The organism is Alkalibacterium putridalgicola (genome assembly GCF_900109825.1).
Lineage (GTDB): Bacteria > Bacillota > Bacilli > Lactobacillales > Carnobacteriaceae_A > Alkalibacterium > Alkalibacterium putridalgicola.
Window position 1 is genome coordinate 11,735 of record NZ_FOBL01000021.1, and the last position, 24,424, is coordinate 36,158.

A 24,424-nucleotide genomic window follows, 5' to 3' on the forward strand; every position below is an offset into this window, starting at 1 on the left:
AAAAATGGATGTATTACAGTTAGTTGTGATTGGTGCACTGGGTGCGATGGCTACCATCTTAACAAATAGAGGGATTGCCGTTTTTAATGATGGTTTGAGACCCATCATGCCAGAATATTTTGATGATCATGCCATCAGCAGACAGGAACTTGCCGCGACCAGTTTCGCCGTCAGCTTCGGTCTGGTTATCGGCTTTGGTATTCCGGTATCCATCGGTGCAAGTATTTTACTTATTCATAGTGTCCTCTTGATGACAGACATCATCGGTACCTGGACACCCAACACTAAAATGGGGTTGGTCCTAGCCGGCGTCTTAGGTGCTGCATGGGGGATCGGGTTAACATTAGGTTTGCAATTTATCGTTGATTTATTTGCAATGTTACCGGTCGACTTCCTGGCAGCCTTGGGAGCCGTTGGGAATCCGATCATCGTGGCCTTTGCCCTCTTCCCGGGTATTGCCGTTGCCTACCAGCATGGCTTCGGTAAAGGTGCTTTGACTGCCGGTGTCAGTGCCTTCGTTTTAGTGCTGATCAGACAGTTTGGTACATTCACTTTACCGGGCGGACAAGCCGTTACAATCAGTGCAGAAGGAGTGACCTTACTTACAGGTATGATCTTCATGCTGTACTTCGCCATTAAAGTTAAAGGCGATTCGAATGAAAACCAGAACTTAGTCAATATTTTTGCAGAACGTGTCAAAAAAATCAAAAAAAATATGATCCTTCTATCATTGACAGGTGGATTAGTCGCTGCCGCAACCAGTTTGACATTGATTGCCGGTGACCCGATTTCATTGAGCTTGATGGATGGTGGGCAATTCGGTGAAGCGGCATTAGCTGCATTCGCCCGAGGCATCGGATTCATTCCCTTAGTCTTTTCAACGGCTATTGTTACCGGAGTCTACAGTCCTGCCGGTGCAACCTTCGTTTTCGTCGTAGGGATACTGCTTCAAGGTAATCCGATCCTTGCCTTTATCTTAGGTGCTTTAGTCATGCTGATAGAAATCTCACTACTAAGTGGAGCTGCTAAAGGGCTGGACCGTTTCCCTGGTGTTAGAGAGATGGGGGAACATATCCGTTCAGCAATGAACCGTGTGCTGGAAGTGGCCCTTCTGATTGGTGGGGCATTAGCCAGTGAACAGATCGCTCCTGGTATCGGGTTCTTCTGGGTCATCGGTGTGTATCTCCTAAACCGTACAGCTAAAAAACCATTGGTCGATATGGCTGTCGGTCCAGTAGCCGCTATCGTCCTGGGAATAATCGTGAATATTCTATTCCTGTTGAACCTATGGACACCAGCTGCATAAAACATTTTAGAGGCTGGAGTTAAAAAACCGGCCTCTTTACTATTACTTGAAATATAAAAAGGGGAATCATTATGTTAGTAGACGGTTATACCTATGCACATGAACACACGACGATCGATCTGTCGTCGCTGAAAAAAACAGAAGATACAAATTTGAATCTCTTCGATGAAACAGTGGAAGAGTATAAAAAGCTCTACGACAAAGGGGTGCGCAATGTCATCGATGTGACCGTCAGAGGCATGAAGCGTAACCCGGATTATGTCAGACGGGTCGCCGAAGCCAGTGGCATGAATATCCTGCAGTCCACCGGCTGGTATCAGGACAAGTTTCTACCCGATTATATCGAAACGAAATCGGTGAGCGAGCTCGCTGACATGATGATCAAAGACATCAGAGAAGGATTGGATGATACAGACATTAAAGCTTCCTTGATCGGAGAAATCGGAACGAGCAAAAACGAGATGACCAGCCGCGAACGGAAAGTCTTTGAAGCAGCTGTCATCGCACATAAAGAGACAGGTGTGCCGATCACGACCCATACCACTTTAGGCACATTCGGGAAAGAACAGGTCCATTTCTTTAAATCACAGAATATGGATCTCAGCCGTGTAGTCATTGGACATGTCGACTTGACCGGAGATATCGACTATGTGCTTGACCTTTTAAAAGAAGGGGTCTATGTGGAGTTCGATACTGTGGGCAAGGAAAACTACATGCCGGATATGACGCGCGTAGAGATGCTGAAACGCATTGAGTCAGAAGGCTACGACGATAAAGTCTTTCTGTCTATGGACATCACCCGCCGGTCACACCTGAAAGCGAATGGCGGACTAGGATATTCCTATCTGCTGGACACTTTTGTACCGTTAATGAAGGAAAACGGCATATCCGAACGGTTCATCGAAAAAATGCTTAAAGATAACCCGAACACATTTTACAGCTAGAGGAGGGATACTATGCAGACCTACCCACTGGAGAGTATCAGTATAGAAGAAGCAACGTTAAAACAATTCAGATTCGTTGATTGCATGACAAGAGTTTTTCCCGGAAATGACATGCTGACCCGGGGTGACTTGGGGGTCGTGCCTGGATTGAACAAACCGGAGACGACAAAAAAAGTCGAACAGGTCATCGCCGATTTTTTTGAGACGGAAGACGCTATGCTTGTCAGAGGTTCGGGGACGATGGCTATCCGCTACGCCTTATATAAGACAGTCAAACCGGGCGGGACCCTGCTCGTGCATGATGCGCCGATCTATCCGACCACGAACGTGTCGCTTGATATGTTCGGCATCACAGTCGTCAAGGCGGACTTCAACGATTTAAACCAGCTGCGGGAGGTCTTGGAAAATAAAGAGATCGCTGGTGCGCTGGTTCAGCTGACGCGTCAGAAGCCGGATGACCGCTACGACTCGGAAGAAGTTATTGGAACGATGAAAGAGCTGAGACCAGACTTGTTCGTCGTGACAGATGACAACTATGCGGTAATGAAAATACCAAAAATCGGAGTGGAAATGGGTGCGACTTTATCCTGTTTTTCCACATTTAAATTACTTGGACCAGAAGGCATCGGCTGTATCGTCGGCGACAAAGAAATGATCGCGCAGCTGAAAAAGGATAATTATTCAGGCGGCCTGCAAGTTCAGGGACACGAAGCGATGGACGTCCTGAAAGGTCTGACTTATGCGCCAGTATCTCTAGCTATTTCAGCAGAAACGACGCAAAGGGTTTATAAAGACCTTAATAACCAAGCCGTCAACGGCGTGAAACAGGCAACGATCGCTAATGCCCAGTCAAAAGTGCTGCTGATAGAACTGGATGAGCCGATCGCTAAAGAAGTGTTAAAAGCAGCGGAGAAACTGGGGGCTGCCCCTCATCCCGTCGGAGCCGAATCTAAATATGAGATCGTCCCGATGTTTTACCGAGTGTCAGCCACCTTTTTAGAATCAGATCCGACTTTAGAAAAACGCATGATCCGGGTCAATCCGATGCGTTCAGGACCGGAAACAGTAATCAGGATTCTTGGTGAGGCCATTTTGAAGGTCAGGGAAAATGACTGGGCTGACCACCCATGAGTGAATCATTTTTCAAGAAAAAGGGCATCGCGATCGAAAACATTGCGTCAGAGCTATATTTGCTGAACGTCAATGACCGTCTGCCCATTATGAATGAGCTCCAGCAGAAATATGAGCTGTCGCGTGGGACCGTGCAAAACGCGCTGACTTTTTTAAAAAAGGAAGAAGCCATCAAGACGAAGAGCCGGGGGCACCTGGGGACTTTCCTCGAGGAGATCGACTACAAAAAACTACAGAGCTTTGCGAATGCCGATCGCTTGGTCGGGACCATGCCACTGCCTTATTCCAAGCTCTATGAAGGCCTGGCGACCGGGCTTTATACCCTGTTCAACGATCAGGAGATCAAGCTGAACCTGGCCTTTTTGAGGGGAGCGAAAGAACGCATCGAAGCCTCAGAAAGCGGGACCTATGACTTTGCTGTCGTTTCACGCTTTGCGGCAGAAGAAGAAATCAATCATGGCAAAGATATTGCCATCGCTTTAGCCTTTGGCCCGAATACTTATCTGTCCAAACATATCCTGATTTTTTCAGACAAAGATAAAACGGAAATCGCGGACGGCATGAAGATCGGTATCGATGAAGACTCGCTTGACCATTATCATCTGACGAAGGACTTGATAGAGGATAAAAAAGTCACACTGGTCAATTATCCAGCCAATCAGCTGATCCATGCCATCAGAGAAAAAGAAATCGATGCGGGAGTCTGGAATTATGATGAAATTATCGAAAAGGCATATACCGATTTGAATTATGTCGAAATCCCAGTGAAAGAGTATCATGCAAGTATCAGCGAGGCAGTCATCGTCTGTTCAAAAGAACGGCTGATGATCCAGTCACTGTTCAAAAAAAATATTTCGATCGAACGGATGCATGACATCCAGCATAAAGTAAAAACGGGACAACTTGTCCCAAGATTCTAGAAAAAGGGGAAACAGTTATGATACAAGAGAAACTAGATCTATTAAAAGAAAACAAGGTGATCGATCAGACTGCTTATGACTACTCACAGGAAGCTCTAGCTTACTTGAAAAAGGAAAAGGTCATCGAGGAAGATGATGACGCAGATGTACTGATCACGCACCTGGCTATGGCAACTGCGCGTCAGAACACCGATGAAAAAATCGAAGGTGTGGATGATGCGATCCTGGCCGAGATTCAGTCGGACAGTCATTACGACCAGGCTAAAGAATTATGGAATGAACTCAAGGCATTTGCCCCAGCAGAATTTGAAACCAACGAAGAAGGCTATTTCCATCTTCATTTAGTGACTTTGTTACAAGAAAAGCAGTAGAGGAGACGATAACATGTTCTTGGAGATGGTAAAGAAGCGCAATCCGGAATTGATCGATTATGCTGTTTCTCTTCACCAGCAAGGCATTATCTTGCCGGATACTTACGTCATTGATCTGGATAAAATAAAAGAAAATGCTGCTAAAATGGCAAAAAAAGCAGAAAGTCTGGGGGTCGAACTCTACTTCATGACCAAGCAAATCGGCCGTAACCCTAAAATAGCGGAAACACTTATTGAAGCAGGCATAAAAAAAGCCGTTGTGGTCGACTTCAGGGAAGCAGAAGTCATGATGAAACACACTATCCCTATCGGCAATGTGGGACACCTCGTCCAGTTGCCGAAACACTTTATCAAGAAAGTGATGACTTATGGTGTGGATTTCATCACCGTCTATTCACTGGAAAAACTGAAGCAGATCGATGCTGTCGCAGAAGAACTGGGTATGAAACAAAAAGTCATGCTGCGTGTGATCGACGAAGGGGATGCGTTGTACCCGGGTCAGTACGGCGGGTTTCAGCTAGATGACTTGAACGAAATAATGGATGAACTGAAGTCTTTTGCGCATTGTGACATTATAGGCTTGACCTCGTTCCCATGTATTTTATACGACAAAGAACTGAAAGACTTCAAGTTGACACAGAATGTAAAGACACTCAAAAAAGCAAAACAAAGCATGCAAGCATCCGGGTTTGATATCCAAGAGATGAATGTCCCGTCCGCCACGTCTATTAAGACCTTGCCCTTGTTCAAAGAAATGGAAGGCACTCAGGGTGAACCGGGGCATGCCTTATCAGGAACATCGCCCATGCATGCGGAAGTGGAACTGGAAGAAAAACCAGCCTACGTGTATGTCAGTGAGGTCTCACACAACAGTCAAGACAGTGCGTTTGTTTACGGCGGCGGCTACTATGCACGAGGCAATCTTGAAAATATATTGATCGATGACGAAGGCAAACGAACGGAAAGCAAAGTCAAACCTTTCCCGAGCGACAATATCGATTACTACCTAGAAATCAATGGGAAGCAGACGATCGGTGCCACGGCTATTATGGCCGCGCGTACGCAGATATTTGTTACCCGGAGTCGGGTCGCTCTTGTTAAAGGATTGAATGACAATAAACCGGAACTTGTCGGTATCTATACCAGTCAAGGCAGTGAGGTGGAAAGGATTTAAAATGGGAAAATTTATAGTAATCGTACTGGACAGCTTTGGCGTCGGGGCCATGGATGACGTACCCGAAGTCAGGGCACAGGACACAGGAAGCAATACAGCGCTCCATATCATTAAAAATAAGCACGACTTAAAGATCCCGCATCTACTAAAACTGGGACTTATGAATGCTATCGGCGAAGAGTGGGAAGGTTTCACATTTTCAAAAGGGGCGAATTGGGGGACGTCTAACTTATCTCATCAGGGAGCCGATTCATTTTTAGGTCATCAGGAGATCATGGGTACGATCCCACCGATCCCTTTGAATGAACCTTTCAGTGCATCGATCGATCGGGTGAAAGCACACTTAATTGAAGAAGGCTATTCAGTCAGAAAAGTCGGTGAAGACAACGAACCCAAAATTTTAGTCGTCAATGACTGCGTGACTGTCGGAGATAACCTGGAAACGGATCTGGGACAGGTCTATAATGTCTCGGGGTGTCTGGATATCATTTCTTTTGAAGATTTGACAGAAATCGGCAAAGCCGTCAGAGACGTCGTGAAAGTCTCGCGCGTCATTACGTTCGGCGGGGAGAATGTTTCCTTAGAAGATTTGCTTGATGCCCGGAAAGTGAAACACGGGGGATTTGCAGGTGTGGATGCACCGGAATCGGGTGTCTATGATAAAGGTTATCAGGTCGTGCATTTAGGCTACGGCATCGATCCGAATGTCCAGATCCCGACTATTCTGGATAAAGAAAACATCGACGTCTCGCTGATCGGGAAAGTCGCGGATATCGTTCAGACCAAAAGCGACCGTCTTTTCCCGGGAGTAGATTCGCAGTACTTGTTTGACCAGCTGATAAAGCAAGTGGATGAGATCAGTCATGGCTTCATCTGTCTAAATATTCAAGAGACTGACCTGGCTGGACACGGTGAAGATGTCGATCGCTATGCTGACAGGCTGGAAGTCAGTGATAAAAACATTGGCCAGCTGCTTCCGAAACTTTCTGAAGATGACATTCTGATCGTCATGGCTGACCACGGCAACGATCCGACCATCGGCCACAGTCAGCACACCCGTGAACGTGTCCCTTTGCTGATCTATTCTAAAGGTATGCAGGACAAGCAGATCGGGAACCGCGAGACCATGTCTGATGTTGCCGCAACGGTCAGCGAGTACTTTAACGTCGGAAAACCGGCGAACGGCGAGTCGTTTTTGACTAAGTTGAAATAAAAAGTAAGGCTTTTTGGAGGTGGTGCTTAGGGTCAAAGAGTGGATACTGATTTTTAAGTTGTTGTCGATGAGTGATAGTCGTCTTAGAAGATGTAGGAGGAAATAAGTTGAAAAAGAAATTTATTACAACAGCAAGTTTACTCGTCAGTCTCATGTTCATGTCGCCAAGCACTGCACTGGGTGCGTCCGATAAATTGAGTCACGGCTCGCCTCAACAGGCAGATATGGATAAGGAAACTTTATCTGGAATCGATACACTAGTGGAAGAAGCCATTAAAAATGACGTGACCCCCGGGGCTGTTGTTTTAGTGGCCAAAGACGGACGTATCGTCTTTGAAAATGCCTATGGCTATGCTCAGCGTTATGACATGGGGGAAGAACTGAAGAACCCCAAAAAAATGACGAACCAAACATTGTTTGACTTAGCATCTGTCACCAAAGTAATGGGGACCACGCAAGGGATAATGAAACTCGTTTCTGATGGGAAACTAGATGTCAACGAAACGGTCGCTACTTACATTCCGGAATTTGGACAAAATGGTAAAGAAGACGTTACAATCGCTGACTTGTTGACACATACGTCTGGGTTGACTCCTTGGGAACCGACTTACCTGTACGCAAGTAATACTTCAGAAGCGAAAGACTATCTCTATGACCTTCCTCTTGAATATGAAACAGGAACTGATAGAAGATACAGTGATTTCAGCTTTATGGTATTAGGGTATGTGATTGAAGCAGTGACGAATGAAACCTTAGACGAGTTCTTGGAGGGCGAGATTTATCAGCCACTGAAGATGAATAATACGTTCTTCAATGCAAGCGCGAAAACTAATCGTCCTATCGCAGCTACTTCGTGGGGAAATCCTTATGAATACAAAATGGTCGATGATCCCAACTTCGGTTATTACGTTGAAGATGATCCCGATATGTTTGATGGCTGGAGAGACTACACATTAGTTGGCGAGGTGAATGACGGAAACAGTTACTACTCGCACCAAGGCGTAGCTGGTCACGCAGGCGTGTTCTCGACGGCTCGAGACTTAGCTATATTAGGTCAGACAATGCTTAATGGCGGGACTTACGGAAATACGTCTCTCTATTCATCGGAAGTTGTCGACCAGTTTACTTCTGAACAGCGTTATGGCCAGGGCTACGGATGGGAATTGAATAAATCCTGGTACATGGGCTACAGTCATCCCGAAGAAGCCTTTGGACATACAGGATTTACAGGCACTCAAGTCGTTTTTGACCCCGTCAATGATATACAGATCATTGTTCTAGCTAATAAGCAGAACAATGGACAACTGCCAAGCGGTTCTTACCGAAGCACTGGAACCTTGTCAAGAAATATAGCAGATACCGTTTATGAATCACTAGAACAGTAGATTTTCAGAAAAAGAGATCTTTGACACTGAACTTTATCATGTCAAAGATCTTTTTTTGTCTATCTTGTGAAAAAAATTGTAATCCTATTAAAAACAGGTATACTTTTGATTGGTAAGGTGAATACACTATTATTTGTAATTATTATCATTTGATGCTTATATATAGGGCGATGTTTACCGGCGAATATAACGAATTAGAGATTTTTAAAAAATTGGTTCTAATTTTGAGAGGTGTGAATACATGAGTATTTTGGGTTTTTCACAAAGAGAAGCAAGCAATCAGATAACAATAGGAAGAGAGGGGATTCAAGGAGAAGCAGGAGCGAACGGCGTGAAACATCGGATATCCTTCCTATCAAGAAACGGATCAAGCGCATGAAATCGAATGAATCAGGCCTATACCCGCACGAAATCCTTCTCCTGTCCTATGCCCCTACTTACTACATAGAAAAGAACAGCTTCCCTAAATTCTGGTGGTACCGATACGGTGTGAAAAATGTTGATAAAAGCTTGAAGTCCCTGAAAAAGAGAGGATTCTTGAAAGTTGGCTCCATAGAAGCATCTATCCAGAATGAAACGGCTGAAGACTTGAAAGAGATTTTGAGAGCGCATCATTTGGAAACGTCTGGAAAGAAAGCGGAGCTCGTGCAGCGTTTAGTCGACGAAATGCCTAGAGACAAGCTGGACGATCTGTTCCGTGACCGGACGTATGAACTCACAGATAAGGGGCAAGCCGTTCTCTCAGCAGAGGAGCACATTCCCTATATCCACCGGCGCAGCATCGAGGATCTGGATATCTGGTCATTGAATGAGAAAGTAAAGGCAAACCCGGGTTATTCTTATAGAGACATCGTCTGGGAATACATGAACAAGAAAAGCCTGAAATACTATAAGCATTCGGACTTTGGGATGTACCGCAACTGCCGACTGTCGATGGCCGAGTTCCTTGAAGAAGAAGGCAAGGACGATTCCGCCTTTATCAATCTGGCAGAAGTCGTGCGGATCGACCTGAACGGACTATCTAATGGTTTTAATATGGAGGATTTGTCGGATCAAGCTGATCGCTTCTTCCCGTATAGTGAATCTCAAGCTAAGATGGCCCCTGGTATAATGAAAAAAATCCAGAAGTATCAAACAGAAAAAGACATGTCAGATGACGAACTGAAGTTGAAACTCATCGACCTCATGAACCGCCTCCAGCTCCCATTCAGCCTCTTCACCGTCGAAGAAGCCGCCGAGAGCGTGGTCATGGAGATACATGAGGATAAAGAAGGGTTGGAGAAGATTTACCGGAAAGCGAAGGAGCGGTTTGAAGGGGAGTATGACAATTAATGTTGGTTCAATGCTGAAAATAGAAAGAAACTGATACTTATATGGAGGATTATAGTGAATTATAATGCTGAAAAACCAAAAGATTCATTCTTTAATTTTGATACCATGATCACACCGAAAATCATACAAATCATTTTTTACATTGGACTCGCTGTAAGTATAGTATCGGGATTGACGACGATAATTAGTGGCGACTCCGTTTTTTTAGGATTAGCTATTTTAATCATAGGTCCATTAGTGATCCGAGTGAATTGTGAACTCGTCATAGTGATTTTCAAAATCCATGAAGCACTGCAGGATATGCGGTATAGATAATAGGTTTGGAAAACTTCTAAAGACCATACAACTCTTTAGAAGTTTTTTTACGTGATGAAATCATTTTTTTTTGTACTCGAATTTAAATAGAAAAAAGAAAGTGTAAGCGTTATACTTGTATCATGACTTTTCTTAGAAATCTTAAGTAGCTGGAGGGATAATATGAACCAAACTTTTACGCTCGGCATTGATGTGGGCGGGACGAATATCAAATATGCGCGGGTGTTTGCTGACGGGACACTGGATCAAAAACAGAAAGTCGATACACCGGACACGTTGGAAAGCTTTTTAGACCAGCTCGATAGGATCTATAAGCAGTTCGATCCAGAAATGATCGAAGCGGTGGCGATCAGTCTGCCGGGGAAAGTCGATTCAGAAAAAGGCATCGTCTATTTCGGCGGCTCCGTGACGTATCTGCATGGCTTCGACTTTAAAAAACACTTCAGTGAGACATTTGGAAAACGCTGCACGATCATCAATGACGGGAAAGCAGCCGCCTTATGCGAACTCTGGCTGGGGAACCTTCAAGGCGTGAAAGACGGGCTGGTCATTACTTTAGGGACAGGTGTCGGCGGCGGCATCATCATTGACGGCAGGCTGCACCAGGGCAATACGTTTCAGGCCGGGGAGCTGAGTTTTATCACGCAGGAGCCTTTCAACCCGGACAGAGAAAACCTCATCGGCTATCAGCTGTCGGCCGTCGACTTCATCGGAAAGTGCGGGGACATGCTGAAGCTTGAGAAGCCCTATGACGGCGAGAAGGTCTTTAAAGCAATCTGCAAAAAAGATAGTCCGACCCTGAATGCCATGTTAGCTGCTTACATAAAAAGACTCTTGAACCTCATTGTAAACTTGCAGGCCATTTTGAACATGGAAAAAGTTCTGATCGGCGGGGGCATAAGTGAGCAGCCGATCGTGCTGGATGAACTTAAGCGGCAGTACGCGGAGCTGAGAAAGGTGTCGCCAATTTTTGGACAAGTTTTTGAAGAGCTGGTTTTTGATACCTGCGCCTTCAAGAACAATTCGAATATCCTAGGCGCCGTTTATGCCAGCATGCACGAAGATTTTTAAACTGTCTAAAAGAATGGAGTTTTAATGATGACACAAATGAACGACACGTTTCCCAAAGACTTCTTGTGGGGTGGAGCGGTGGCTGCGCACCAGATCGAAGGGGCGTATGATGCGGACGGGAAAGGCCTGTCGACAGCGGACGTTTTGACGGCTGGGAACAGGGAGAGTCCGAGACAGATCACCCAAGGCGTTTTGCCGGGGCAGTATTATCCGAACCATGAAGCGATCGACTTCTACCACCGCTACAAAGAAGACATCAAACTGTTCAAGGAACTGGGACTGAAAGCCTTCCGGACATCGATCAACTGGTCACGGATCTTTCCAAACGGGGACGACGTGGAACCGAATGAAGCAGGCCTCAAGTTTTACGATGACTTGTTCGATGAACTGCTGAAAAATGGCATCGAACCCGTAATCACTTTGTCCCACTTTGAGATCCCTTACGCGCTTTACGAGAACTACGGCGGCTTCAAGAACCGTAAGCTGATCGACTTCTTTGTCCGGTACGCGGAGACGGTCATGAACCGGTATAAGGATAAAGTCACCTACTGGATGACCTTCAACGAGATCAACAACCAGCTGGACACCTTTGACGAGCTGCATACCTGGACGAACTCGGCAGTTTTGTTTGAAGAAGGGGACAATAAAGAAGAAGTCACGGTGCAGGCCAGTCTGAACGAGCTGATCGCCAGTGCCAAGGCAGTTAAAATAGGAAAAGCCATCAATCCGGACTTTCAGATCGGTTGTATGATGGCCTACGTGCCGGTGTATCCCTATGCGTGCCACCCGAAAGACATGCTGGCTTCGAGCAAGATGATGGAACGCCGCTTCTTTTACAGTGACGTCCATGTACGCGGCGAGATCCCAATCTATGCCTTGAAACGCTGGGAGAGAGAAGGGTTCGATCTGGAGTATACAGAAGAGGATCTTTTGAGTCTTAAAGAAGGGACGGTGGATTATATCGGCTTTAGCTATTATATGTCGACAGCGGTCACGACGCTGGATGATCTGGACGGTCAGCCGATAAGGGACTTCCCGGAGGCCAAAGTGGTCGGGAACCCGTATCTCGAAGCCAACGACTGGGGCTGGCAGATCGACCCGGACGGTTTGCGGTACACCCTTAACACCGTCTATCAGCGCTACAACAAGCCATTATTTATCGTTGAAAACGGGATGGGGGCTTACGACACGGTCGACTCTGACGGCAAGATCCGTGATGACTACCGGGTCGAGTACCTTGAAGCGCATATCAAAGCCATGCACGAAGCGATCGCTATCGATGGTGTAGACGTGATGGGCTATACTCCGTGGGGAGTCATCGACATCGTGAGTTTCGGCTCCGGTGAAATGGAGAAACGCTACGGCTTCATCTATGTGGACAAAGACAACCAGGGCAACGGGACCTTGAAGCGCCGGAAAAAGGAATCCTTTGCCTGGTATCAGAAGGTGATTGAAGAAAATGGCCTTCAGGATTACATAAGCGGCGTGGACGACAAGATGTAAGGAACAGCAGGAAATATTCTAACTGAAAAGGGAGATGAGTGATTGATGAAAGAAAAAATCAAAGGCGTGAATCTGGGCGCCTGGCTGGTGCTGGAGAAGTGGATGACGCCACGGTTGTTCGACCGGACACCCTCAGACGACGAATATTGCTTAGCGCATGATATGGATCCAGCGCCTTACGAAGAGAAAATCAAGACGCACCGAGCGACGTTTATTACGGAAGGTGATTTCGTCAAGATCGCTGCGGCCGGCTTCAATGTCGTACGCATCCCTGTTCCGTATTTCATCTTCGGTGACCGCAAGCCCTTCATCGGCTGTCTGGATGAACTGGACCGGGCCTTCAACTGGGCGCGGGCGTATGGGCTTGAAGTGCTGATCGATCTGCACACGGCGCCGTGCAGCCAGAATGCCTTTGACAACGGCGGGATCTCCGGCGTCTGCAAGTGGGCCCAGCATCCCGAAGAAGTCGAATTCGTTCTGGATGTCCTGTCGCGACTGGCGGAACGCTACAAAGCAGATGACGCTCTGTTTGGCATCGAAGTCCTGAACGAACCGCTGACTCCTGAGATGTGGGACATCATCGATCCCCAGGACCAGTATGAACCGCGTGATAAAGAACTGGCCGAAGGCAGCGCGCCGGTATCCTTTGCTTTCTTGTATGACTTTTATCAGGAAGCCTATGACCGGCTGCGTGAGATCCTGCCGTCAGACAAGACCATCGTCTTTCATGACGGCTTTGATTTGTTGAAGTGGGAAGGGTTTTTCAAGGAGCGAGAGTTTGACAACGTTATGCTCGATACCCACCATTACTTAGTCTTTAACGGTGAGCCGGATCAAGAAAACTTAAAGAATTATCAGGTACACCTGAGCCGGATCGGTGAACAGATCAAGGAGATCTCAAATTACGTGCCTGTCGTGGCCGGCGAGTGGTGCCTGTTCAACCAGCATATCGCTAAAAACAAGCCGAACATGACTGACGACGAGGTCACAGACTTCTATAATGAATTGTGGCAAGCCTCCGTCGATGCCTGGAACAAAGGCGACGGCTACTTCTACTGGACCTACAAACTGTTGATCGACACCGTGAACACCCCTAACAAAATCGGAAAGGACGCCTGGGACGTCAGCCGCGCCATCGCTCGTGGATGGGCTAAAGTGTAATCATAATCGTAACTGTAAAGAGCCAAGTGCAGCTGATGAATCAGTTGCGCTTGGCTTATTTTTTTATTGTAAATAGACGTTTGCGGTACAAGTGGATAATGAAAAGAGGATTACTTGTACCGAATACCGTTTTGCGGAACAAGTAACCAACTCCTACAACCGGCACTTGTTCCGCAACAGTCTATTCGGAACAAGTGAACAGTAATTAACGTATCACTTGTACCTGTAAAGCCCAAAAGAGCTTCAAGAAGGTAGATTTTGTCAGCATAGCTGCCAAAATCTACAGCATTTAAATGCTAGGGATGAAGTTTTTCGCCTGGCGAAAAACAACTGCATATTATTTAAATCATTTAGTCATAATAACTGCTTCTGCTAGATGAATGCAGCTGATAATGCTTCTTTAAAACCCTTTTGATCCTGGATTCGGACCAGTCTTTTCCACACCAGTCATAGATCCCCTTCTTAGTGACAGGTTTCTCGGGAAAAAGAAGGCGAAACTCTTCGATGCTTCTGTGAATAACCTCTGCTGAATTTTCTCGATAACCACACTTAGAGCAGGTTCGGCATTGTCTTGATGTCGTGTACGCAAATGAAAAACATTTACTGCACATGGTTCCATTCTTTAACTCTGTCAGCAAATAGTTAGGCAAGTTTGTCGGCCGGTACGAAGCGTCGTGCAGAGCTATAAGTGTGTTAGCCAACTTTAAGTTTTTATTTTCCTGGTGAGATGAGAGTGATTCAAAATGACTAGTCAACTGCCCAACAAATAGAATCGACGACGTTTTGGGTAATGAATAGATGTAAAAGTTCGGAGTGATATAGACAACGTGAGCAATAATCTCGATGTGGTAACCGTTATTCAAGAGTAAGTTATGAAGATACGCACGTTTTCGTTCGACTTGATTCACCGGACTTTGAATCAAGTGGCCAGAATCAGAATAAATATCACCGTCTTTATAGTGGTATGACCCCGTGTAATTCTTGATCTCGTATAGATAAATGCGTGTGTCGGTTATGAGTAGTGAGTCGATCTGATAAGAGGTGTCTTTCGTACTCAGCAGCAAGTCACTGATCAGTATCCCAGGCACTCTGGCATCTTTCAATTTGTTATCGAATTCGAGTTCACCAGCATACCCTTTGATCTGGTTATCATACTGAATTTTTTCACTGGGGGATAATGTAGTTCGGTGATCCAGCGATTCTAAAATACGGTGAGTGACAGATTTCGTGCGTTCTTTAAGTATCAATTCGTTTAGCTCCTTTAAAAGTCGTTACTATTAATATATGCAAACGAATCAAAAACTCACGAAAATAGTTGGATCGATTTTTATGTTTGATAGAAATAGTGTCAGAAGACCATTAATATAGAACGATTTTGGAAGCCGAGCTGACAAAATTTACAGCCTTGTAGTTAAAGAGAGATGGCATTTTTCGCCTAGCTAAAAATCACTTCATTAATCTAGAGAAAAACGAATTTGGTACAAATACGCAATAAAATTCAGCTCACTTGTGCCGAGACTGCCTATATAGATCCACCTTTTCAAGCGATGGTAGATAACAAAACATTTAAAAAAATTGGAAAGCTAATATATGAAAATATGAATAAGTATATGCACTAAAATACCCGCATTCAAATCAAGGAGCGGGTGTTTAAGTGTGTTTTTGTTTTAACCGGAAAGAAGACAATCAAGTGAGGGAACTTTCTTGCTTATCGAGAGGCTGGTATGAGATGAAAATTAAAAATAATCATCAATAGTAGGAAGAAAATCTTTAAAAGGTCGATTTTGACAGGCAAGCTGGCAAAATCGTCAACCTTGTTACCAAAGAAGTCTTATTTAGAACAAGTGGTAAAAGAAAGTTAGCTCACTTATCTTGGAAAGTGGTTTGCGGTACAAGTAGCTGTTTTAACTCAGGGTTACTTGTGCCAAGTCCGGCTATTCGGAACAACTTGACAGTTATTCTGACATCACTTGTACCTCAACTGAAATACCTTGATCCAGAATGTTCATTTGTAGATTTCAAATAATACTGTGGTACGATCATTGTATTAATCGAGACTGCTCAGTATAATTAAAGACGAGGAGTGATTATTATGGGAACAGCTAAGCTACGCAAACAAGGCAGTTCAGTTGTTGTGACGATACCAGCTTCTGAAGCAAAGGGAATTGATATAAACTCAGAATACATCGTTAAAAAGGATGAACACGGGATTATTATGTTGATTCCTAAACTTGACAATCCATTTAAAAATGCGAAGCCTGGAGAGTATTATGAAGAGGATATATGGGCAGATATGAAAACGACTGGAAATGAAGTATGGTAATGTCAGTAAAAAAGTATGTTCCGTACAAAGCTGCTAGTATCTCAACTAAACTGGTTTATTCTATGAGTAAAAGCGATTTTATTGAAAAGATGTATAGAAAGGAGGTATTGGCAGCTGAGCTGCCAATACCTCCAACTTTTTTGCACTTAAAGATTGAGATGAGATTTTTCGCCGGGCGAAAAATAACTGCATTGATCTAAAAAACTGTATTTGGAACAAGTGACATAATAAATGAAGCTCACTTGTATCGAATACTTGGTTGCGGTACAAGTGAACGCTAAAAACGGGGACCACTTGTACTGAATAATCATTTGCGGTACAAGTGGAGGTCCGACAAGCTGTCACTTGTACCAAAAGAATCTTCCAACGACATCTCGTAGAACCACTGACCCAATATATTGAATGTATGTACATTAAAATTCGCCTAAGCTAACAAACTTAACAAAGCTGTATGCCGTCTACAAGATCGATCGACTTCAACAGGCGAGTTTCCTCTTCTCTTAAATCAGAATAACTGCTCAACCGTCTTAACTCGTCGTCCACTATTGCCGGATGGACCATGACTTCCACAGAGCGATAGGGAAGGGAGGTCAGTTCTTTCAGCAGACTTTCTTTCACGCCGTCTTTATAAAAGTTCAACCAGAGACTTTCTGTCAATAGACATTCCGGTGTATCTTTCAAGGTGTCAACGCAGCGGACAGGTACATTATAGTGAGCACTCAATTCCCGGACGACATCTTTTAAATCTTCCCACCCGTGGACATGATGGTGACTGTCGATATGGTCCAAAGTCAGTCCTGTATTCAAGAAGGCGTCGATTTGAGCATGCCATTCATTTTTTACTTGTTCCACTTCTTTAGGAGTCAGGGATGTTTCAATACTCGTATACTTGAACTTCCCATTGTCGTCGATTAGTTCTGTCGCACTGCTTTTGTTCAAAGGGTGTCCAAATGTCAATGTTAAATGGATACCTACTTTTAGTGAAGGCGTTTCTTTAGCAAGCCTGAGGGCGTCTTCAAGTGCATGCCCGTTCATCATCAGAGTTGTACGTGTGACGATGCCGTTTTTGTGAGCGTCGATAATGCCTGCGTTTACCCCTTTAGTCAATCCAAAATCATCTGCGTTTACAATTACTTTCATAAGATGGATCCTCCTTTAATTATCCTGGTAGAAACGTTCGATCCTGAAACTCGTCTTGTCTCCTCTGAAGTAGGAGCGGGAAAACTCGATGACGCGACCATCTTTGTCTTCAGCGACTGTTTCAATATAGAAACAGGGCAGGCCGACTTCACATTCCAAATAGTGACTGATGTCTTTATCCGCCAGTGTGATCTCAACGATTTCGGTGGTTTTGTGAATAGAAATATTATAGGTATCTTTCAATGTGCTGTATAAAGAATTCTCCAATTGTTCTTTTGTCAATCCTGGAGCGACATCCCAGGGCACACAGGCTACTTCATATTGTGTCACTTCATCATTGGCAGAACGCGTCCGTTTGATTTTTTGAATCGGTGCGTTTTCCGGAATATTAAAGCGTTTCTGCTGCGTATCTTTAGCGGGGACAACCTCGATTTTCTGCAGGGTGATTTTACCTTTTCTGCCCTGGGCCTGAAGTTGTTGAGTGAAGCGGTCGTCAGTGTTTGAAAGTGTCTGATTGACCTTTGGCTCAGCGACGAAACTTCCTTTACCACGCTGACGGATAAGATACCCTTCTTGAACCAGCTGAGTCAGCGCCATTCTTACTGTCGTACGGCTGACATTGAATTCTTTGCATAATTCATTTTCTGTAGGGAACTGGTCGCCCACTTTATACACACCGGTTTTTATACGATCGATCAATTCTTCTTTTATAAATGCATGTAATGACTTTTTCATCCTCACAAGACTTCCCTTCGGTTCGATAGTTGCATTATAGCAAAAAAATAAATGTATGTACATTTTAAAATAGTTTATATAAAGTGTTTACAATTATAAATTTGTATGATACATTTTGATTGTAGTTAATTACAATACATACAAAGGAGATGCATGAGAATGAAGATAGTTATCGTGGGAGGAGGGTCAAGTTATACTCCAGAAATCATTGAAGGGCTGATCTTAAGACACGATGAGTTCCCTGTCGATACGATCACACTGGTCGATATCGCGAGTGGGAAAGAAAAGCTGGAGATCATCGGGCAGCTGGCTGAACGTATGATCGACAAAGCTGGTGTTCCAATAGAACTGACATGGACTCTGGACAGACGTGCGGCTCTTAAAGATGCTGACTTTGTTTCTACTCAGATCCGTGTGGGAGGTTTGAAAGCTAGAGAAAAGGATGAACGGATTCCCTTGAGCCATGGTCTGATCGGTCAGGAAACAAATGGAGCGGGCGGTATTTTCAAAGCACTGCGAACGATTCCTGTACTGATGGAACTGGCTGAGGACGTTAATGAGATCTGTCCGAATGCCTGGATCGTCAACTTTACCAATCCGGCAGGGATCGTTACGGAGGCTTTACTGAAATACGGTGCACATAAAAAAGTCATCGGTGTTTGTAATATTCCCTACAACATGACCCAGTCAGCAGCAGAAATACTGCAAGAAGACCCCAAAGATGTCCGTATTGAGTTTATCGGTATGAACCATTTCGTGTTTGGATCAAAAGTACTGGTCAGAGGGGAAAACAAACTGGATCAGGTGATCGACGCTTTAGTCAGTCAGTCCGTAGACTTTTCACCAGCCAATATCGTGAGTTCCGGCTGGTCGGAGACCTTTTTGAGAGCAGTCAATATGTTGCCGAACCCGTATCATCAGTATTACTTCCAGAAAGATTCCACATTGAAGAAAGACCTGGAAGCTTATGAAGACAACGGGACACGCGCCGAACAGGTTCAGAAGATCGAAGAAGAACTGTTTGAAACGTACAAAAATCCAGATCTGGATATTAAACCGGAAGCTCTGGAGCAGCGCGGGGGAGCGTACTATAGTGATGTGGCCTGCAGTCTGATGTCGTCGCTTTACAATAACAGTCAGAACATCATGACGGTAAATACACTGAATAACGGAGCGATCGTTGACTTGCCGCATGATTCCGTTATCGAAGTTAATTGTTTCATCACCAAAGACGGACCGATCCCGTTAACTGTGGGACGTATTCCGCAGCAGATCAAAGCAGATATCCTTATGATGAAAGCGTTTGAAGAACAGGTCATTAAAGCCAGCCTATCGGGAGATTACTATGACGCCTATCGAGCCTTTATTATGAATCCTTTGATCAAAGAGGAAAAGACAGCCAAGATGGTGTTGGATGAGCTGCTTGATGCGCATAAAGACTACTTGCCTCAGTTTAACTGATAACCTATTTTTACACGATCGATTATCTATTAACGGGTTACTCAGTTTATCGGTTGTTTAGAGTGTCAAAACAATCAAGGGTCTCATATTTTTGAAGGAGGTGTATGTATCTGGAAAACTGTGGACATAGTTAGGAAGAAGCAATAGTATTAATTAGAATCATTTCACTACTTATACACTAATTGGAGGGTACTAAATGGACGCTTTAACAGCTTGGTTAGAAAAATACATTCTTCCGATAGCCGGAAGGATCGGGTCACAGAAACACCTTGTCGCATTGCGTGACGCATTTATCGGAACACTGCCTGCCACTATGGCCGGTTCAGTTGCCGTTATGCTCAATGCTATTTTAAGAGATCTCCCGCCGCAATTTTTTGAAGGGTATGATGGGAGTTCGATTCCAGTCATCAGTCAGATCATTACGATCAATGGGTATGTCTGGAATGGTACACTGGCCGTAGCGGGACTGATATTCGTCTTCTCGTGGGGATATAATCTTGCCCGGGCATACGGAGTCAATGAGCTCGCCGGGGGGATCGTTTCTACTGCCTCATCGATTGCCGGTATCACATTTGCCTTTGCCGGTGGGATCACGGGTCTAAATCTGGACCAGACAACCATCGATGCCATTAATGAAGCAGGATGGACCGCAACGACGACAGGCATCACAGCAACCGGCTGGGGCTGGCTGCCACTCAATAACTTAGACAGTAATTTCTTCTTTACAGCAATGATTATCGGATTCGTTTCTACTGTTATTTATGCTAAACTGATGCTGGCTGATATGACCATCAAATTACCGGATACAGTACCACCAGCTGTGTCAAAAGCTTTTGCATCGATCATTCCGGCTACAGTGGCCATTTATGCGGCAGCTATTTTTTACTGGGTCTTTTCACTTATGTTCCCTGGAACCACATTCCTGGCATGGGTGCAAGAAACGGTTGCTTTGCCACTTTTAGGTATGTCGCAAGGTTTTGGCGCCGTTATCCTGGCTACTTTGTTCGTACAGATTTTCTGGTTCTTCGGAATCCATGGACCGAACGTTCTGGCACCGATTCTGGAAGGAGTCTTTGGTGTTGCTCAACTTGAAAATGTAAACCTTTTCCAGGAAGGTGGAGCAGAGCTCGTTATCCAAGAAGGTTATCACTGGGTTCGTGGATCGTTTGATGCTTATGCATGGTTTGGCGGATCAGGAGGGACGATCGTTCTGATCATTGCCTTACTGATGTTCTCGAAACGTTCAGACTACAAGACAGTCGGAAAACTCTCTGTCGGCCCTGGTATTTTCAACATCAATGAACCACTGATGTTCGGACTGCCTATCGTATTGAACCCGATCATGTTCGTGCCGTTCTTGCTGGCACCAGTCGCATCTGTCTCTATAGGCTACTTCGCCACGATCTGGGGACTGGTCAATCCGGTATCGCAGCAAGTCGCTTGGGTCACACCGCCGTTCCTATTGTCATTCCTGGCAACAGGCGCTGACTGGCGTGCACCGATCGTGACCTTAGTTGCTTTCGTCGTATCCTTCTTCATCTGGCTGCCATTCGTACTGGCCGCTAACAAAATGGATCCGGCTTTAGGCGAAGAGGAAATGGAAAAAGCAGAATAGAAAACTGAAATCAGCGGCTGATCCTCTAAGTCTTTAGAGTCAGTCAGCCGTCTGATTTTTATTATTAAAGGAGTAATCGTTTATGATCAAAGTTAATTCAGCATTGCAGCAGGACAAAATCATTGAACTTTTAAATGACTTTGAGGAGGATGGCATCACATTTACTTACAGTAAAAAACAGGGGATATCCCTAGTGTTTGAAACGAATGCTGAGGATCTTGAAAAAGCCGCCAAGCTTGCAAAATCGACAATCAAAGGTCAAAGCTGGGGATCTGTTCTTTATTTTCAGGTCGTTCCCGCATAGAAAGTATAGAAAGGATTTAAACAATGTCAAAAAACGGACTATTTTTATTAAGTATTGGCTGCCTTATTTTGATGTTCAGTGCCAATGCTCAGACCGCAGTTTATGATATTTTCAGCATGACGACTGCATTGACGCTTATAGTGTCAGGATTATTCATGCTACTAAAAGACAAGACACGAAAGAAGAGCAGGTGATGAAATGGAATTCAAAAGAAAAATGAATATGTCAGCTGAACAATTATTTAATACGATCACCCGTTCCGTTCTCTATGACATTGAAGAACAAACTGGAAAAAGTGTGTCAACAGATCAGATAGAAGGCTTCGAATACACTAAGACATTTGGTAAAAACAGTCGAGCCACGATTCAAATCGATCAGGTTGAAGAAAACAAATCTTACCATTACAGGACTAAAACGACCAAGAATGACTTTCTGGTGAAGTATGATATCGAACCCCTTTCAGAAGGATCATGCAGGGTCACGTATACTGAAGAGTTAGAGTCTTACGGACACATGCAGAAACTGAATGATGCTCTAGTGGGAACGCTTTTGAGCTACTTCAGAAAGAAACGCCTTAAACTTATGCTCGAAAGCATGGAAAAAGCTTAAAAATCAATCAACTAATAATGGAGGAATTCATCATGGCAAAAAACACGATCATGCTCGTCTGTTCTGCAGGCATGAGCACATCACTACTCGTAGCAAAAATGGAAAAGGCAGCAGTGGCACGGGATTTGGATGCTGATATCTTCGCCGTATCCGCAAGTGAAGCCGACACACATATAGAGAAAAAGGAGATCGACGTCATCATGCTCGGCCCACAAGTGAGATATATGAAAGGCCAATTTGAAAAGAAAGTGGCAGGTAAAGGCATAGATGTCGCAGTCATCGATATGAAAGATTATGGTATGGTCAACGGCGAAAAAGTACTGGATACTGCACTAAGCTTGATAAAATAAAGATTCGATCGAGGAGGACAAAAATTTGGACGATTCAAATCAGGAATACTTGGAACTTGTCATGGGGCTCATCACACATGCAGGTAACGCCAAAAGTTTATGCATGGAGGCTTTCCAGCTGGCAAAAGAAAATCAGTTTGAAGAGGCAGATGTATTATTGAAAGAGGCTGATGAAGCAATAAATAAAGCACATAACCTGCAGACAAGTATGCTGACAAAAGAAGCTTCAGGAGAAACGGTTGAGCTTACGCTGTTGATGGTTCATGCTCAGGATCACATCATGAATGCCATGAGTTTTAAAGACATGACCGAAGAAGTCATCTATCTGCATAGAGAATTAAACAAGGTTAAGTAATCTGATTACTTAGCCTTTTCTTCTAATCGGATAGTGAGTTTATGAATGCGGCTTGAACCAGGAGGAGCTTATCGATACTTGAAATGATAGAATCCGGACGAGTAAGAGAGACCGTAAACGATTCTACTTGTTCATGTAGAACAGACAGGTTATGACACTTATATATCTAGAGTTTAATCGAGAATAATAGGAGTGAAGCAGTTGAAAAAAATAGGGATTTCAATCTATCCATCTAAAAGTGAATTTGAACAAGACAAAACGTATCTGGATTTGGCACATAAATATGGATTTACTCGCATATTTACCAGTTTATTGGAAATCGAAGGCGACGGTTCGGAAATCATTGAAAAGTACAAACGAATCATTGAATATGGCAACAAACTGGGAATGGAAACGATGCTGGACATCAATCCTAAATTGTTTGGCCAGTTAGGGGTAAGTTACGATGATTTGAGTTTCTTTAAGTCTTTTGGTGCATCTGGTATTCGTCTGGACTTAGGTTTCTCTGGAGCAGAAGAAGCATTGATGACGAAAAATGAGCACGGCTTGAAGATCGAAGTGAATATGAGCAGTGGGACCAAATACATTGATAATGTTATGAGCTACTGTCCCAACAGGGAGCATTTGCTTGCTTCACAGAACTTCTACCCCCAAAGGTATTCGGGGCTTGCTCACGATCATTTTGAACAGACTACTGCTCAGTACAACGACTACCGATTGAACACGGCAGCCTTCATCACTTCACAAGTGGGCGAACTGGGTCCTTGGGAGATGCAGGATGGACTCTGCACACTGGAATCACACAGAACATTACCCATTGAACTGCAGATTGCCCATTACAAATTGATGGATACGATCGACGATGTTTTGATTGGAAATGCTTATGCGAGTGAAGAAGAATTGAGAAAAGTCAGCGAAATTTTCCACAGCCCTCATCATCTTCTGCCTATTGTATTCAATAAGGATGCTACAGAACTGGAACGAAAAGTCATTTTGAATGAAGTGCACAGCTATCGCGGAGATCGTTCAACCTATATGATCCGCTCAACCCAGACACGCGTGAAGTATAAAGAGGAAACCTTCCCGGTAGGCAAAACGGACACGATGCAAAAAGGAGACGTTGTTATCGGCAACGACACTTTTGGCCAGTATAAAGGGGAAACGCAAGTCGTCATTCAGGAGATGGAAGATGATGGAACACGTAACATCGTCGGGACTGTTCAAGAAGATGCCCTTTTCTTGCTGGATTATTTAGAACCATGGACAAGCTTTAAGTTCATTGAACGTTGATAATTTCATAAAGAAATCTGTGAGAGCCAGGTATAGCTGATGATTCAGCTGTGCCTGGGTCTTGTTTTTTGTTTTGGAGAGGTTTATTTGGAACAAGTGAAGGTGGAAAAGGTGCTCACTTGTACCGAATACCGAATTGCGAGACAAGTAACATACTTTTATACCGCTCACTTGTGCCGCAACGGTCTATTCAGAACAAGTAGACAGGATATTAAGTTTCACTTGTTCCGAAAAGAACTTAAAGATCCTTTAGAAGGTGGATTTTGTCAGCCTAGCTGCCAAAATCAACGACAGTGTAATAAAAAGACAAATATGAAATTTTTCGCCGTACGAAAAATAACATCCTTGGTCTAAAATATCGTATTTGGAACAAGTGTCTACATATATTCATGCCACTTGTGCCGATATCGATTTTA

General features: G+C 44.3%; 24 protein-coding genes. 21 read left to right on the forward strand and 3 right to left on the reverse strand.

What is annotated here, in order from left to right; genetic code table 11:
• Positions 1–4 precede the first annotated feature (4 nt).
• The 13 genes from BMX84_RS07865 to BMX84_RS07925 all read left to right on the forward strand — a co-directional run bounded on the left by BMX84_RS07865 (position 5) and on the right by BMX84_RS07925 (position 13,826).
• On the forward strand, positions 5–1,306 hold the full coding sequence (locus tag BMX84_RS07865) for a YhfT family protein (RefSeq protein WP_091488665.1): 1,302 nt from the start codon (positions 5–7) through the stop codon (positions 1,304–1,306).
• A gap of 71 nt (positions 1,307–1,377) precedes the next feature.
• Complete coding sequence (locus BMX84_RS07870; protein ID WP_091488667.1) at positions 1,378–2,250, forward strand: phosphotriesterase family protein; 873 nt, start codon at positions 1,378–1,380, stop codon at positions 2,248–2,250.
• Positions 2,251–2,262: 12 nt separating this feature from the next.
• The gene (locus BMX84_RS07875; RefSeq protein WP_091488668.1) at positions 2,263–3,381 is read left to right on the forward strand and encodes an aminotransferase class V-fold PLP-dependent enzyme; all 1,119 of its coding nucleotides are present in this window, start codon (positions 2,263–2,265) and stop codon (positions 3,379–3,381) included.
• Positions 3,378–4,301 (forward strand): GntR family transcriptional regulator YhfZ, encoded by a 924-nt coding sequence (gene yhfZ / locus BMX84_RS07880; protein WP_091488670.1) that lies wholly within the window; start codon positions 3,378–3,380, stop codon positions 4,299–4,301. The genes BMX84_RS07875 and yhfZ overlap by 4 nt, the downstream gene beginning before the upstream one ends.
• 17 nt (positions 4,302–4,318) lie before the next feature.
• On the forward strand, positions 4,319–4,672 hold the full coding sequence (locus BMX84_RS07885; protein WP_091488671.1) for a hypothetical protein: 354 nt from the start codon (positions 4,319–4,321) through the stop codon (positions 4,670–4,672).
• A gap of 13 nt (positions 4,673–4,685) precedes the next feature.
• The gene (locus tag BMX84_RS07890) at positions 4,686–5,846 is read left to right on the forward strand and encodes a YhfX family PLP-dependent enzyme (protein WP_091488673.1); all 1,161 of its coding nucleotides are present in this window, start codon (positions 4,686–4,688) and stop codon (positions 5,844–5,846) included.
• Between the two features lies 1 nt (position 5,847).
• The gene (locus BMX84_RS07895; protein ID WP_091488674.1) at positions 5,848–7,059 is read left to right on the forward strand and encodes a phosphopentomutase; all 1,212 of its coding nucleotides are present in this window, start codon (positions 5,848–5,850) and stop codon (positions 7,057–7,059) included.
• A 107-nt stretch (positions 7,060–7,166) separates the two neighbouring features.
• The gene (locus tag BMX84_RS07900) at positions 7,167–8,444 is read left to right on the forward strand and encodes a serine hydrolase (RefSeq protein ID WP_218142357.1); all 1,278 of its coding nucleotides are present in this window, start codon (positions 7,167–7,169) and stop codon (positions 8,442–8,444) included.
• Between the two features lie 375 nt (positions 8,445–8,819).
• The gene (locus tag BMX84_RS07905; protein WP_091488676.1) at positions 8,820–9,776 is read left to right on the forward strand and encodes an SAP domain-containing protein; all 957 of its coding nucleotides are present in this window, start codon (positions 8,820–8,822) and stop codon (positions 9,774–9,776) included.
• A gap of 54 nt (positions 9,777–9,830) precedes the next feature.
• Entirely contained in the window at positions 9,831–10,091 is a 261-nt protein-coding gene (locus tag BMX84_RS07910; protein ID WP_218142358.1) for a DUF4282 domain-containing protein, read from the forward strand.
• Between the two features lie 162 nt (positions 10,092–10,253).
• Complete coding sequence (locus tag BMX84_RS07915; protein ID WP_091488678.1) at positions 10,254–11,162, forward strand: ROK family protein; 909 nt, start codon at positions 10,254–10,256, stop codon at positions 11,160–11,162.
• Between the two features lie 36 nt (positions 11,163–11,198).
• A complete protein-coding gene (locus BMX84_RS07920; protein WP_091488722.1) occupies positions 11,199–12,665 on the forward strand; it encodes a 6-phospho-beta-glucosidase in 1,467 nt (488 codons plus the stop codon).
• A 102-nt stretch (positions 12,666–12,767) separates the two neighbouring features.
• Positions 12,768–13,826: a glycoside hydrolase family 5 protein gene (locus tag BMX84_RS07925; RefSeq protein ID WP_246119124.1), complete on the forward strand. Its 1,059-nt coding sequence runs from the start codon at positions 12,768–12,770 to the stop codon at positions 13,824–13,826.
• 350 nt (positions 13,827–14,176) lie between these two features.
• On the opposite strand, the gene BMX84_RS07930 is transcribed toward BMX84_RS07925, so the two are convergent.
• Positions 14,177–15,073: a nuclease-related domain-containing protein gene (locus tag BMX84_RS07930; RefSeq protein ID WP_091488681.1), complete on the reverse strand. Its 897-nt coding sequence runs from the start codon at positions 15,071–15,073 to the stop codon at positions 14,177–14,179.
• An 845-nt stretch (positions 15,074–15,918) separates the two neighbouring features.
• On the opposite strand from BMX84_RS07930, the gene mazE reads away from it, so the two are divergent.
• Complete coding sequence (mazE, locus tag BMX84_RS07935; RefSeq protein ID WP_091488682.1) at positions 15,919–16,149, forward strand: type II toxin-antitoxin system PemI/MazE family antitoxin; 231 nt, start codon at positions 15,919–15,921, stop codon at positions 16,147–16,149.
• 438 nt (positions 16,150–16,587) lie between these two features.
• Here the strand turns inward: mazE and chbG are convergent, their stop codons facing one another.
• Both chbG and BMX84_RS07950 read right to left on the reverse strand, forming a co-directional pair.
• Positions 16,588–17,289: a chitin disaccharide deacetylase gene (gene chbG, locus BMX84_RS07945; RefSeq protein WP_091488686.1), complete on the reverse strand. Its 702-nt coding sequence runs from the start codon at positions 17,287–17,289 to the stop codon at positions 16,588–16,590.
• A 15-nt stretch (positions 17,290–17,304) separates the two neighbouring features.
• Positions 17,305–18,024: a GntR family transcriptional regulator gene (locus BMX84_RS07950; RefSeq protein WP_218142359.1), complete on the reverse strand. Its 720-nt coding sequence runs from the start codon at positions 18,022–18,024 to the stop codon at positions 17,305–17,307.
• Between the two features lie 159 nt (positions 18,025–18,183).
• Here BMX84_RS07950 and BMX84_RS07955 point away from each other — a divergent pair, with 159 nt between their 5' ends.
• The 7 genes from BMX84_RS07955 to BMX84_RS07985 all read left to right on the forward strand — a co-directional run bounded on the left by BMX84_RS07955 (position 18,184) and on the right by BMX84_RS07985 (position 24,008).
• Complete coding sequence (locus BMX84_RS07955) at positions 18,184–19,485, forward strand: 6-phospho-beta-glucosidase (RefSeq protein WP_307723342.1); 1,302 nt, start codon at positions 18,184–18,186, stop codon at positions 19,483–19,485.
• A 196-nt stretch (positions 19,486–19,681) separates the two neighbouring features.
• A complete protein-coding gene (locus BMX84_RS07960) occupies positions 19,682–21,100 on the forward strand; it encodes a PTS sugar transporter subunit IIC (protein WP_091488691.1) in 1,419 nt (472 codons plus the stop codon).
• Between the two features lie 82 nt (positions 21,101–21,182).
• A complete protein-coding gene (locus tag BMX84_RS07965) occupies positions 21,183–21,404 on the forward strand; it encodes a hypothetical protein (protein WP_091488692.1) in 222 nt (73 codons plus the stop codon).
• A 198-nt stretch (positions 21,405–21,602) separates the two neighbouring features.
• The gene (locus tag BMX84_RS07970; RefSeq protein ID WP_091488694.1) at positions 21,603–22,013 is read left to right on the forward strand and encodes a DUF3284 domain-containing protein; all 411 of its coding nucleotides are present in this window, start codon (positions 21,603–21,605) and stop codon (positions 22,011–22,013) included.
• Positions 22,014–22,045: 32 nt separating this feature from the next.
• Positions 22,046–22,363: a PTS sugar transporter subunit IIB gene (locus BMX84_RS07975; RefSeq protein ID WP_091488696.1), complete on the forward strand. Its 318-nt coding sequence runs from the start codon at positions 22,046–22,048 to the stop codon at positions 22,361–22,363.
• A 25-nt stretch (positions 22,364–22,388) separates the two neighbouring features.
• Entirely contained in the window at positions 22,389–22,718 is a 330-nt protein-coding gene (locus BMX84_RS07980; RefSeq protein WP_371860960.1) for a PTS lactose/cellobiose transporter subunit IIA, read from the forward strand.
• A gap of 201 nt (positions 22,719–22,919) precedes the next feature.
• Positions 22,920–24,008 (forward strand): DUF871 domain-containing protein, encoded by a 1,089-nt coding sequence (locus BMX84_RS07985; protein WP_091488699.1) that lies wholly within the window; start codon positions 22,920–22,922, stop codon positions 24,006–24,008.
• Positions 24,009–24,424: the final 416 nt, after the last annotated feature.

Excerpts from the sequence above, each read along its gene's own strand:
- BMX84_RS07865 (WP_091488665.1), top strand. The coding sequence starts at position 5 with ATGGATGTATTACAGTTAGTTGTGATTGGTGCACTGGGTGCGATGGCT.
- BMX84_RS07870 (WP_091488667.1), top strand. The coding sequence starts at position 1,378 with ATGTTAGTAGACGGTTATACCTATGCACATGAACACACGACGATCGAT.
- BMX84_RS07875 (WP_091488668.1), top strand. The coding sequence starts at position 2,263 with ATGCAGACCTACCCACTGGAGAGTATCAGTATAGAAGAAGCAACGTTA.
- yhfZ (WP_091488670.1), top strand. The coding sequence starts at position 3,378 with ATGAGTGAATCATTTTTCAAGAAAAAGGGCATCGCGATCGAAAACATT.
- BMX84_RS07885 (WP_091488671.1), top strand. The coding sequence starts at position 4,319 with ATGATACAAGAGAAACTAGATCTATTAAAAGAAAACAAGGTGATCGAT.
- BMX84_RS07890 (WP_091488673.1), top strand. The coding sequence starts at position 4,686 with ATGTTCTTGGAGATGGTAAAGAAGCGCAATCCGGAATTGATCGATTAT.
- BMX84_RS07895 (WP_091488674.1), top strand. The coding sequence starts at position 5,848 with ATGGGAAAATTTATAGTAATCGTACTGGACAGCTTTGGCGTCGGGGCC.
- BMX84_RS07905 (WP_091488676.1), top strand. The coding sequence starts at position 8,820 with ATGAAATCGAATGAATCAGGCCTATACCCGCACGAAATCCTTCTCCTG.
- BMX84_RS07915 (WP_091488678.1), top strand. The coding sequence starts at position 10,254 with ATGAACCAAACTTTTACGCTCGGCATTGATGTGGGCGGGACGAATATC.
- BMX84_RS07920 (WP_091488722.1), top strand. The coding sequence starts at position 11,199 with ATGAACGACACGTTTCCCAAAGACTTCTTGTGGGGTGGAGCGGTGGCT.
- BMX84_RS07925 (WP_246119124.1), top strand. The coding sequence starts at position 12,768 with ATGACGCCACGGTTGTTCGACCGGACACCCTCAGACGACGAATATTGC.
- mazE (WP_091488682.1), top strand. The coding sequence starts at position 15,919 with ATGGGAACAGCTAAGCTACGCAAACAAGGCAGTTCAGTTGTTGTGACG.
- chbG (WP_091488686.1), bottom strand. The coding sequence starts at position 17,289 with ATGAAAGTAATTGTAAACGCAGATGATTTTGGATTGACTAAAGGGGTA.
- BMX84_RS07950 (WP_218142359.1), bottom strand. The coding sequence starts at position 18,024 with ATGAAAAAGTCATTACATGCATTTATAAAAGAAGAATTGATCGATCGT.
- BMX84_RS07955 (WP_307723342.1), top strand. The coding sequence starts at position 18,184 with ATGAAGATAGTTATCGTGGGAGGAGGGTCAAGTTATACTCCAGAAATC.
- BMX84_RS07960 (WP_091488691.1), top strand. The coding sequence starts at position 19,682 with ATGGACGCTTTAACAGCTTGGTTAGAAAAATACATTCTTCCGATAGCC.
- BMX84_RS07965 (WP_091488692.1), top strand. The coding sequence starts at position 21,183 with ATGATCAAAGTTAATTCAGCATTGCAGCAGGACAAAATCATTGAACTT.
- BMX84_RS07970 (WP_091488694.1), top strand. The coding sequence starts at position 21,603 with ATGGAATTCAAAAGAAAAATGAATATGTCAGCTGAACAATTATTTAAT.
- BMX84_RS07975 (WP_091488696.1), top strand. The coding sequence starts at position 22,046 with ATGGCAAAAAACACGATCATGCTCGTCTGTTCTGCAGGCATGAGCACA.